We start from the raw sequence: 10,038 nt of genomic DNA on the forward strand, positions 1-10,038 counted from the left end.
GAGGGTTCGGTGCCGTCCTGGTCGAGGGCGTCGATCCAGCGGCGGGCGATGCGGGTGAGGAAGTCCGGGTCGTACTCGGTGGCGGTGGCGGTCAGGGCGTGTTCCATCCGGGTGGTGGTGTCGGGGTCGGTGACGGGCCGGACCCGGTCCAGGGCCTGGCTGGTGATCGTGGCGGACCGGGAACCGAGGGTTCCGGCGGCGAGGGCGGCGCCGAGTTCCTCGTGCCGGGGTGCCAGGGGCTGGCCGGTGGTCCCGGTGCGGGGCAGCACGTCCCCGGCCAGGGCCAGCCGGCGGTGCGCTTCGGTGGCGCTGATATGCAGGCGGGCGCGGAGGAAATCCCCGGGGCGCCGGTACCCGTCATCCAGGACCGGGTCATTGGTGGCAGCGGCGTCGGTGCGGGTGCGTTCGACCGCTGACGCAGCGATGAGTTGCAGGTACTCCACGGTCCGGGAGATCTCCTCGACCCGGGCCGCGAACTCCGCGGCCTCACGGACCCCGAACAACGCCGCGTCCGCGACCGCCGTCGCACTGAACCCCCGCAAGTCCTCCAGCACACCACCCAACACCGCACCGCCGGCAAGCTCACAGCCCGGCTGCGCACCGCGCTGATCACCGTCCGGCCCACCAGCCGGACGAAACGCGAGAGCTGCACCGCTTCCCATAAACCAAGTCTCCCAAGGGGGTACGACAAAATAGCGACCGCCTCAAAGAGACACCCGAAGACAACCACCCCTAGACAGGGAAGAAAGTCCCGACCCGTCGCGTGGCAATGTGGCAGCGTCATCCGATGCGTCGGGCAGCGCTACCAACACCCGCCGCCGTCGGACCCCCGCCCAAAACCCAACCTCCAGCCCGACTACAGAGTCGTGGGCACTCCGGCGTCGGCAAGTGCGGTGAGCAGTTGGGTGCGTCGTTCGTCGGTGCCGAGGCTCAGGATGTAGCCGTGGTTGGCCTCAAGCCGGATGGCGGGTCCGGTGTCCTGGATCAGTCCAAGTCCGAAACCGCCGAGCCGCAGCCCGAACCCATACTGCAGACCCGTGATGGTTTGTGGTGATGCGGACCGGACCTGCGAGAGCGGGATGCGGGCGCGGTACAGCGGCAGCCAGGTGAGGATGATCGTGTCCTCCGTGAGGCGGATCCGGGAATAGCCGAAGGAGAACACGGCAATGAAGACCATCGCGGCGGCCAGGGCCGCGAGCCCACCCGGGCTGCGGCCAGCGCCGGAGACCAGCGCGCCAACGAAGCTGGCAACCAGGAGCAGGCCAACACCAGCGAAGATCCAGCGCGGCGTCTTCCCGTAAAACATGCGGCCGGAATCAAACAGCGGGGCCGTTCCGGGGCGGGTGCTTGCCATAATTTATCCTCGCACGCTGCCAAGCCCCGGCCCCACGGTCGTCTAGATTGGTTCGGTGGTGCACGAAGAGGTCCTTGCTGGCGGAAATTCAAGCGTGGTGGTGCGCGTGGGGGATACCGTGCGCAGAAATTCGGGTCCCTGGACACCCGCCGTCCACGCCCTGCTCGAGGCACTCCGGACCCAAGGAATCGACCGTGTCCCGACGGCTCTCGGCATGGATCCGCAGGGCCGCGAAATCCTCTCGTTCCTGCCGGGGGACGTTGTCCAGTACTCGCTGCCGCCCTGGATCTGGCACCCTTCCATCCTGCAGGAGGCGGCCGCCCTGCTCCGCCGGATCCAGGACGCCAGCACCGAGCTGGCCCGTGCGTCCCTGACCTGGCAGCTGCCAACCCATCACCCGGTTGAGGTGATCTGCCACAACGACTTCGCCCCGTACAACATGGTGTTCCAAAACCACCGGTTCGCCGGTGTCTTCGACTTTGACGCGGCGTCGCCCGGGCCCAGGATCTGGGACTTCGCCTACCTGGCGTACCAGCTGGTGCCGCTGATCGAAGGGCTCGGCGACGGCAAGGGTGACGGTGCAACGAACGACGACGGCGGGCAGCAAGGTGCCGGGGCGCCGTCGTCGTCCCAAAAAATCGCCCGCCTCGACGCACTGATCGAGGCCTACGGCTACCCCTTCGAGCGCCGGGACGTGCTGGAAACGCTGAGCGCCCGGCTGGGCGAACTCGCCGAGTACTCCGACAACCGGGCCGCCGAAACCGGCCGCACGGAGCTCAACGACCACGCCGCAATGTACCGGCGCGACAGTGCCCGGATGCTGCTCCTTGCCGCACAGCAGTGACCACACCGGCCGCCGGTTGTGGCCGACCTCACTGTTCCCGCCGGGAAGCAGCCGCCCGGCGGCTCCGTTGCACTTAGGGAACGCACCAGCGCCCCGACCGGGGCCGAAGCCCACCGAAAGGGACGCGAATGACCCTCGCCCATGAAGAAGCAGTAATCGACGCCGCAGCGGTGGATGCCATCTTTGCCCAGGCACGCACGGCGAACGCCTTCACCGGGGAAGTCACCGAAGAGCAGGCCCGCGCCATCTACGAGCTGACCAAGTTCGGTCCCACCGCCTTCAACTCGCAGCCGCTGCGCGTCACCTACGTCCGCTCGGACGAGGCCCGCGCCACCCTGGTTGACGCCCTCTCCGCAGGAAACCGCGCCAAGACCGCGTCCGCCCCGCTGGTCGCCGTCCTCAGCGTCGACACGGCCTGGCACGAGCAGTGGGACACTTTCCTCCCGGGCTACAACGCCCCCAAGGCCATGTACGACGCCGCCCCGGACCTCGCTGCAGCCACCGGCAACAACAACGCGCACCTGCAGGCCGGCTACTTCATCCTCGCCGTCCGTTCCCTCGGCCTCTCCGCCGGACCCATGACGGGCGCAGACTTCGGCAAGATCGACGCCGATTTCTTCCCCGACGGCAGCCAGAAGAGCTTTATGGTGGTCAACATCGGCCAGGCCGCCGAGGAAGCCTGGGGCGCACCGAAGCCCAAGTTCGCTTACGACGACGTGGTCCGCACCGTCTAATCGCCCGGCGGGCCGCCGTGTCGGAGGGCAGTGGCAGACTAGCCCCATGCGGAACCTGATCGTGGTTGCCTTCCTCGAACCGGTCACCACCGGGATGGTATTCCCGCGCGACGCGTGGCCGATGCACATCACGCTGGTGAAGTTCGACGCCGTCGAGCTTCCCCCGGGAACCGGCGGCGGCAACGACGGCGGCGGGGACCTCCTCTGTGCCCGCATGGCCGGGCTGATGGATGCACCCGTGCGGGCAGCGTTGGGGACTTCCGTCCCCGTTGGCGGCCACGCGGGATTCGGCCGCGACGGCTCGGTACCAGTCAGCCTGATCGAGCCCAGTGCCGCGCTCCAGGCCCTCCACGAGGCCCTTGTGGGTGCAGTGGGGGCGCTGCCGGGCCGGGTCGCCACCCCCGGCTACACCTTGACGGGATACCGTCCGCATGTCTCCCACCGGGGCACCCTTTCGCCCTTGCCTGGGGCCCAACTGGCGCTGGACCGGATCGCGCTGGTGGACATGGCACCGGACGGCGGCCACACCACGCGGCGGGTGGTGACGCTGTGGGACGCCACATTATGAGTGGGCCTCTTCATTTTTCGTCCGAGGTGCAATACTTGGGGCAAATTAAGACTGACACCGACGGATTCTGGGGTCACTGGGTGCGCGCTGGGGGAGTCACAGGATGATGCTCGACACCTCGACGCTGCGCGTGTCGCTGGCCGTGGTCACCCTGACCCTGCTCTGTCTTTTCTACTTCATTACCTTCCGGCGGACCCGCTCGCCCTTCAGCGGCTGGTGGTGCTCAGCACTGCTGCTCTTCCTGACCGGATCCTCCTCCTACCTGCTGGACGGCACCGTTCACCAGGTGTGGGCGAACCCGCTGGGCAACATCCTGCTGGTGGGCGGGGCCGGGGCCATGTGGGCCGGCGGCCGGTCGCTGCGCTGCGGAAACCCGCCACTGTGGGCTCTCCTGGCCGGGCCCGCGGTAACGGGCATCCTGTCGGTGCTGGACCATCCGGCCACCAATAACTGGTCCGGCGGGATAGCGCTGCTGGGCGTCATGGGGCTGATGCTGGGGCTCTGCTCCCGCGAACTGTTCCTGCTCGATGTGGACTACTCCCGGGTGCACCGCCCCCTCGCCTTCGGCGCCGCGCTTCTTGCCGTCTACTACGCCGGCCGGCTCACCGCCTTCATCCTCGAGGGTCCCAACGGTCCCGTGTTCGTTACCTACTTCGGCTCGGTGGCGACGACGCTCCTCACCTCGATGGTCCTGGTGATCGCCTCCTTCGCCATGGCGGAGTTGAGCAACGAACAGCTGACCCGGGACCTCCGTGCCCGCGCCACCTTCGACGGCCTCACCGGACTTCTGAACCGCAGCGCCTTTCTTGACCTCGCGCAGAACGAACTCCGCCGCCTGGGCAACGCGAGGACAACGGCGTCGCTGATCCTCGCCGACCTCGACCACTTTAAGTCCGTCAACGACCGGTACGGGCACGCGGCCGGGGATGTGGCCCTGCAGACCTTCGCCGCTGCCTGCACCGCATCCGTCCGGTCCACCGACCTCGTGGGACGCTACGGMGGCGAGGAATTCGTCCTCCTCCTGCCGGGTGTCAGCCCGGAACGCGCCGAAGAGATGGCAGCCACCATCAGCCGGCGGCTGCAGGAAGCACAGCCATCCGTGGAGCCACAGCTGCCGACTGTGAGCTACGGAATAGCTTCCACCGGCCCGGCCCGCGTGGACCTGCAGGCGCTGATCTCCTCGGCTGATGCCGCCCTGTACCGGGCGAAGACGCTGGGCCGTGACCAGTCAGTGCTTGCCGCAAACCTCCGCGACGGCCAGCGGGCCTAGGCCGACACAGCGGGCCGGCCCGTCGGGCGCCAGCCAGCCACCGGTGCGCCAGCCGCTGGCGCGTCGCGCCGGCCGCACCGGCCGGCGCCCACATCCCTTCCCGCTAGGAAATAACCCCGTCCACCAGGGCCTTGGCCTCAGCCTGGACCTGCTTGAGGTGCTCGGCGCCCTTGAAGGACTCCGCGTAGATCTTGTAGACGTCCTCGGTGCCCGACGGGCGGGCCGCGAACCAGGCGTTCTCGGTGACCACCTTCAGTCCGCCGATGGCCGCTCCGTTGCCGGGCGCCTCAGTCAGCTTCGCGGTGATGGTCTCGCCCGCGAGTTCCGTGGCCGTGACGTCCGACGGCGACAGCTTGCCCAGGGCGGCTTTCTGCTCCCGCGTCGCGGCCGCGTCGATGCGGGCGTAGACAGGGTCGCCGAACTGGTCGGTGAGGCCCTTGTACAGCTGCGAGGGCGACGTGCCGGTGACCGCCGTGATTTCGGAGGCCAGCAGGGCCAGCAGGATGCCGTCCTTATCCGTGGTCCAGACGCTGCCGTCCATCTTGTTGAAGGAAGCGCCGGCGGATTCCTCGCCGCCGAAGGCGCCCTCGCCGGACAGCAGCCCGGGGACGAACCATTTGAAGCCCACCGGCACTTCGACCAGCTTCCGGCCCAGGCTCCCGGCCACACGGTCGATGATCGAGGAGGACACCAGGGTCTTGCCGATCACGGACTGCGGGTTCCACCCGCTGCGGTGCCGGTACAGGTAATCGATGGCGACGGCGAGGTAGTGGTTGGGGTTCATCAACCCGCCCTGCCCGTCGACAAACGGAGTCACAATGCCGTGCCGGTCGGCGTCGGCGTCGTTGCCGGTGGCGATGTCGAACGGTGCGGACCCGTCCGCACCGGCCGCCATCCGGTTGATCAGGGACGCCATGGCCGACGGCGAGGAGCAGTCCATCCGGATCTTCTCGTCCCAGTCCAGGGTCATAAAGGCCCACTGCGGGTCGACGGTCGGATTCACGACGGTGAGGTTCAGGTGGTGGCGCTCGCCGATTTCACCCCAGTAGTCCACTGACGCGCCGCCCATGGGATCGGCGCCGATCCGGACGCCGGCGTCGCGGATAGCGTTCAGGTCCAGCACCGATGGCAGGTCATCAACGTAGCTGGACAGGAAGTCGAACTTCCCGGTCGTGTCGGCGGCCAGGGCGTCCGCTATCGGTACCCGCTTGACCCCGCGCAGGCCGTTTTCGAGCAGTTCATTGGCGCGGTTGGCAATCCAGCCGGTGGCGTCGGTGTCCGCCGGTCCGCCGTGCGGMGGGTTGTACTTGAACCCGCCGTCGCCGGGCGGGTTGTGGCTGGGGGTCACCACAATGCCATCGGCCTGCGGTGCACCGGCGGGGGAGTTGTTGTTGTGGGTCAGGATGGCGTGGCTCAGGGCAGGGGTGGGCGTGTAGCCGTGGCGGGCGTCGATCAGGACGTTCACACCGTTGGCAGCCAGCACCTCCAGCGCCGAGTTCTGCGCCGGCTCGCTCAGGGCGTGGGTGTCCTTGGCGAGGTACAGCGGGCCGGTGATGCCCTGCCCGGCGCGGTACTCCACAATGGCCTGCGTGATCGCGACGATATGGGGTTCGTTGAACGACGCCTTCAGGCTCGAGCCCCGGTGCCCGGAGGTGCCGAAGGCGACGCGTTGTCCCGGGTCACCCAGGTCCGGAGAAACGTCGTAGTACGCATCCAGGAGCGCAGTGAGGTCAACAAGGTCTTGGGGTTGGGCAACTGTGCCCGCGCGGCTAGCCATGGCTCCAGCATGCCAGACGAGGTGGTCGCGGAACATGCTTTGGCCTGAATCGTCCGGCTGTGACGCCGGCCGCCCCGCCGGGGACCCTGTGCGGGGATAATCTTGACGTACACACAGCGGAGGGATTTTCATGACGGAGCAGCCCGGGCCCGGGTCAGGCGAGCCACAGCGGGACTACCAGCCGCCGTCGTACGGCCCGTCGTACACCGACGGCCACGTTCCGCCGATGCCCGCCGCCGCCCCGCAGCTGGGCCAGCCGGCCGGGACGTACGATGCCTACGGCCAGCCGGCGCCCCCGTACGCCGATGCCTACGGACAGCCGTACTATCACGGCGTCGCGCCGGCCTCGAAGGGCCTGAGTATTGCGAGTTTGTGCTGCGGCATCGCGGCTTTCCTCGGACTCGGTTTCTTCCTGCTCCCGCAGCTGGCCGCCGTCGTCCTCGGTCACCTCGCCCTGCACCGTGAGCCCGGGGGCAGGGGCCTGGCCATCGCCGGCCTGGTCCTCGGCTACGTCGCGATTGCCATCACGCTGCTGGTGGTTGTGACGCTCGGCGTCGTGTTCACGAACGCGGAGTTCATCTCCGCCCGGTAAGTGCGTCCACCAAGCGCTGGGCGTTGGCGTGGAGCCAGTCGCGCCGGCGCAGAATGAGCCCGCCGACCCCGTCGTCCCACATCCGGGCCCAGCCGCCGCCAAGAGCCTTGGCGTTGTGTTCCATCCGCTGGTAGCTCAGCGTGGCCGCCTCCACCCCGAACGCCGGCAGCGCCCGGCGTTCCTGATCGCCCCAGCCGTAGGCGTCGGCGAAGATCCGGAGCCGCCGGAAGGGGTCGGTGTCTTCCCAGCCCGGCCAGGCATCGGCGGGGTCCCGGAGGGGTGCCCAGTGCGACGCCGCGTTGAAGGAATCCTTGAAGGCCGTGGTGGGGCCGGCGAGGTCGAAGTCCACCAGACCGATGGCAACGCCGTCCCGGACCACCACGTTTTGCGCGGTGACGTCGAGGTGGCAGACCAGTTCGGCCGGATCCTGGCCGGCTGCGCCCGACGGGAGGAAGCGGGGCGGAAACGGATGGGCGGCCGGGACGAAACCTGCCGACGCCGTGTGCAGCCGGCGGACCAGCCGGGCGACGGAGGCCAGGAGTTCCTCGGACTGCACCCAGGCCTCCGGATCGGCACCGGCGCATTGCCCGGCGAGGAAAGTCAGAACGTCCCGGCCCTCGGCGTCCCGGCCCAGGAACCGCGGTGAACCGTCGAAGCCCGCATCCTCCAGCCAGTCGAGGTACGCGGCGACGGCGAAACTCTGCGGCTGATGTGGCCGCCGGATGGTCCCGCCGATCCGCACCACGCCTTCAGTGACATCGCCCGCCGGCATAAGTTCGACGTCGGACGCCTCGCCAAGGGCGGGGACGTAGACGCGCGACTCTACCGGCGGGCGATCTCGGGGTTTCATTCAGGTCAGCGTACGCCGCCCATGAGCTTCTTGATGGCAGGCGAGGCTGCGGCCAGGCCGACGGCCAGGATCATGGCCGTTCCGCCGACGCCGATGAAGTACGGCAGCTCGTCGTGAGGGTTGTAGAGCCCGGACAGCATGCCGGCCAGGGTGGTGCCCAGCGAGATCGAAAGGAAGAACAGGGCGACCATCTGGGTGTGGAAGGCCTTCGGTGCCAGCTTGGTGGTCACGGACAGGCCGATCGGGGACAGGAACAGCTCCGCCAGCGTGAACAGCAGCAGGATGCCCACCAGCGCCAGGAGCGGCGTCTTGCCGTCGCCGGCCAGCGGGATGAACGCCAGGAATGCCAGGCCCATCACGAACAGGCCAATCGAGAACTTCAGCGCCGAGCCGGGCTGTTTGCGGCCGAGGCGGGTCCACATGGCGGCCATAACACCGGCGAAGACGATGATGAAGACCGGGTTGATGGACTGGACCCATGCCGCCGGCATTTCCCAGCCGAACAGGTTCCGGTCCAGCTTCTCCTCCGAGTACACGGCGATGAAGGTGAACTGCTGCTGGAACAGGGCCCAGAATGCAGCCGAGGCGATGTACAGCGGGATGAAGGCCGTGACCCGGCTGCGCTCGGTGGCGTTGACCTTCTTGCTGGTGAAGATGAGCACGAAGTACAGGGCGGACGCGCCGATGGCGGCGTAGGCCATGGACATGGCGAGGTTGTCCGCGTTGACGGTGCCGGTGGCGAGCAGGGCGGCGATCACAACGGCGATGCCGGCGAAGACCAGCCCGTACCGGGTGCGCTGGGCGGCAGGCAGCGGGTTCGGCACGCGGTGTGCGTCTTCCGGCAGCTTGTTGCGGCCCAGGGCGTAGATGCACAAGCCGATTGCCATACCGACGGCGGCGGCGCCAAAGCCCCAGTGGAAGCCCTGGCTTTCCTGCAGCCAGCCGGTGATCAGCGGACCGATCAGGGCGCCGGCGTTGATGCCCATGTAGAAGATGGAGAACCCGGCGTCGCGGCGTTCGTCCTTTTCGCGGTACAGGCTGCCGACGAGGGCGGTCGCGTTGGCTTTCAGTCCGCCGGAGCCGACGCCCACCAGCACCAGGCCGGCGATGAGGCCGGGAACCCCGGGGATCAGGGCGAGGGCGATGTGGCCGGCCATGATCATGATGGCGGCGCCGAAGAGGACCCGCTCGGAGCCGAAGAGCCGGTCCGCGAGCCAGGCGCCCAGAATGGTGGAGAGGTAGACACCGCCACCGTAGGCGCCGACCAGGCTGGCGGCGAGGGCCTTGTTGATTTCAAGGCCGCCTTGATCGGCCGTGAAGTACATGTAGTAGAGGAGGATGCCCTGCATTCCGTAGAAGGAGAAGCGCTCCCACATCTCTACCGAGAAGAGGCTGGCCAGCATCTTTGGGTGGCCAAAAAACGAGGTATCGCCCGGCGTTGTAGCGGGGGGATTATCTAAATGAGTTGTGCTCATTTACTTAATGCTGACACCGCGGCGCGCGATTGTCACATCCGCGGCGGCGCGGATCAAGTCAATACGGGTGTGTTTCCTCTCCGTGTCGCCCCCGCGGCCTCGCTATTCGGCGTCGAACATGATCACCTGGCGCACTGCCTTGCCGTCGGCCAGCTGGTCCATGGCCTCGTTGATGTCGGCCAGAGYAATCCGCGATGAAATGAGCTCCTCGACCGGAAGTTTCCCGTCCCGCCACAGCTGGGCGTACTTGGGGATGTCCCTGGCCGGCACCGCCGACCCGAGGTAGCTGCCGACGACGGTGCGGGCTTCCGCCGTGATGGTCAGGGGAGAGAGCTGGGCGCGGGCGTCGGGGGACGGAAGCCCCGCCGTGATGGTGGTGCCGCCGACGTCGGTGGCGGCGAATGCTGTCTCGAACGCCCGGGCGCTGCCGGCGCATTCGACCACGAACCTGGCCTTGATGCCCTGGTCCGCCAGTTCCTGCGGGGTGTAGGCCTCGTGGGCGCCGAGCCGGCGGGCGTGCTCAAGTTTTTCGTCGAGGGTGTCCACGGCGACAATCCTCGAGACGCCCTGGGAG

Annotated in this window: 11 protein-coding genes; 5 read left to right on the top strand and 6 right to left on the bottom strand. The window is 68.1% G+C overall.

Going from position 1 to position 10,038, the window contains the following annotated elements:
- Positions 1-554, bottom strand: a 554-nt coding sequence (locus AC1DHD_RS09990; RefSeq protein ID WP_476879566.1) for a DUF222 domain-containing protein, incomplete at its 3' end; no start/stop codon positions are given.
- Between the two features lie 302 nt (positions 555-856).
- On the bottom strand, positions 857-1,354 hold the full coding sequence (locus tag AC1DHD_RS09995) for a hypothetical protein (protein ID WP_476879567.1): 498 nt from the start codon (positions 1,352-1,354) through the stop codon (positions 857-859).
- Between the two features lie 55 nt (positions 1,355-1,409).
- Between AC1DHD_RS09995 and AC1DHD_RS10000 the strand changes: the two genes are divergently transcribed.
- The 4 genes from AC1DHD_RS10000 (at position 1,410) to AC1DHD_RS10015 (ending at position 4,770) form a co-directional block, all read left to right on the top strand.
- Complete coding sequence (locus tag AC1DHD_RS10000; protein WP_476879568.1) at positions 1,410-2,198, top strand: aminoglycoside phosphotransferase family protein; 789 nt, start codon at positions 1,410-1,412, stop codon at positions 2,196-2,198.
- 128 nt (positions 2,199-2,326) lie between these two features.
- Positions 2,327-2,932 (top strand): malonic semialdehyde reductase, encoded by a 606-nt coding sequence (locus tag AC1DHD_RS10005; RefSeq protein WP_476879569.1) that lies wholly within the window; start codon positions 2,327-2,329, stop codon positions 2,930-2,932.
- A 46-nt stretch (positions 2,933-2,978) separates the two neighbouring features.
- A complete protein-coding gene (locus tag AC1DHD_RS10010; protein ID WP_476879570.1) occupies positions 2,979-3,500 on the top strand; it encodes a 2'-5' RNA ligase family protein in 522 nt (173 codons plus the stop codon).
- A gap of 103 nt (positions 3,501-3,603) precedes the next feature.
- Positions 3,604-4,770, top strand: coding sequence for a GGDEF domain-containing protein (locus tag AC1DHD_RS10015; protein WP_476879571.1), 1,167 nt, complete (start codon positions 3,604-3,606; stop codon positions 4,768-4,770).
- A 103-nt stretch (positions 4,771-4,873) separates the two neighbouring features.
- Here the strand turns inward: AC1DHD_RS10015 and pgm are convergent, their stop codons facing one another.
- Positions 4,874-6,547: a phosphoglucomutase (alpha-D-glucose-1,6-bisphosphate-dependent) gene (pgm, locus tag AC1DHD_RS10020; protein ID WP_476879572.1), complete on the bottom strand. Its 1,674-nt coding sequence runs from the start codon at positions 6,545-6,547 to the stop codon at positions 4,874-4,876.
- Between the two features lie 130 nt (positions 6,548-6,677).
- Between pgm and AC1DHD_RS10025 the strand changes: the two genes are divergently transcribed.
- Positions 6,678-7,139 (top strand): DUF4190 domain-containing protein, encoded by a 462-nt coding sequence (locus AC1DHD_RS10025; protein ID WP_476879573.1) that lies wholly within the window; start codon positions 6,678-6,680, stop codon positions 7,137-7,139.
- Here the strand turns inward: AC1DHD_RS10025 and AC1DHD_RS10030 are convergent.
- The 3 genes from AC1DHD_RS10030 to AC1DHD_RS10040 all read right to left on the bottom strand — a co-directional run.
- Positions 7,123-7,989: an aminoglycoside phosphotransferase/kinase family protein gene (locus AC1DHD_RS10030; protein ID WP_476879574.1), complete on the bottom strand. Its 867-nt coding sequence runs from the start codon at positions 7,987-7,989 to the stop codon at positions 7,123-7,125. The two genes, AC1DHD_RS10025 and AC1DHD_RS10030, sit on opposite strands and share 17 nt — an antisense overlap.
- A 5-nt stretch (positions 7,990-7,994) precedes the next feature.
- Positions 7,995-9,464 (bottom strand): peptide MFS transporter, encoded by a 1,470-nt coding sequence (locus tag AC1DHD_RS10035; RefSeq protein WP_476879575.1) that lies wholly within the window; start codon positions 9,462-9,464, stop codon positions 7,995-7,997.
- A 102-nt stretch (positions 9,465-9,566) separates the two neighbouring features.
- Positions 9,567-10,038 (bottom strand): zinc-binding dehydrogenase (locus AC1DHD_RS10040; protein ID WP_476879576.1); only part of this gene is annotated, 472 nt, incomplete at its 5' end.

The sequence above is a fragment of the Arthrobacter sp. 05L45_2 genome (genome assembly GCF_056397525.1).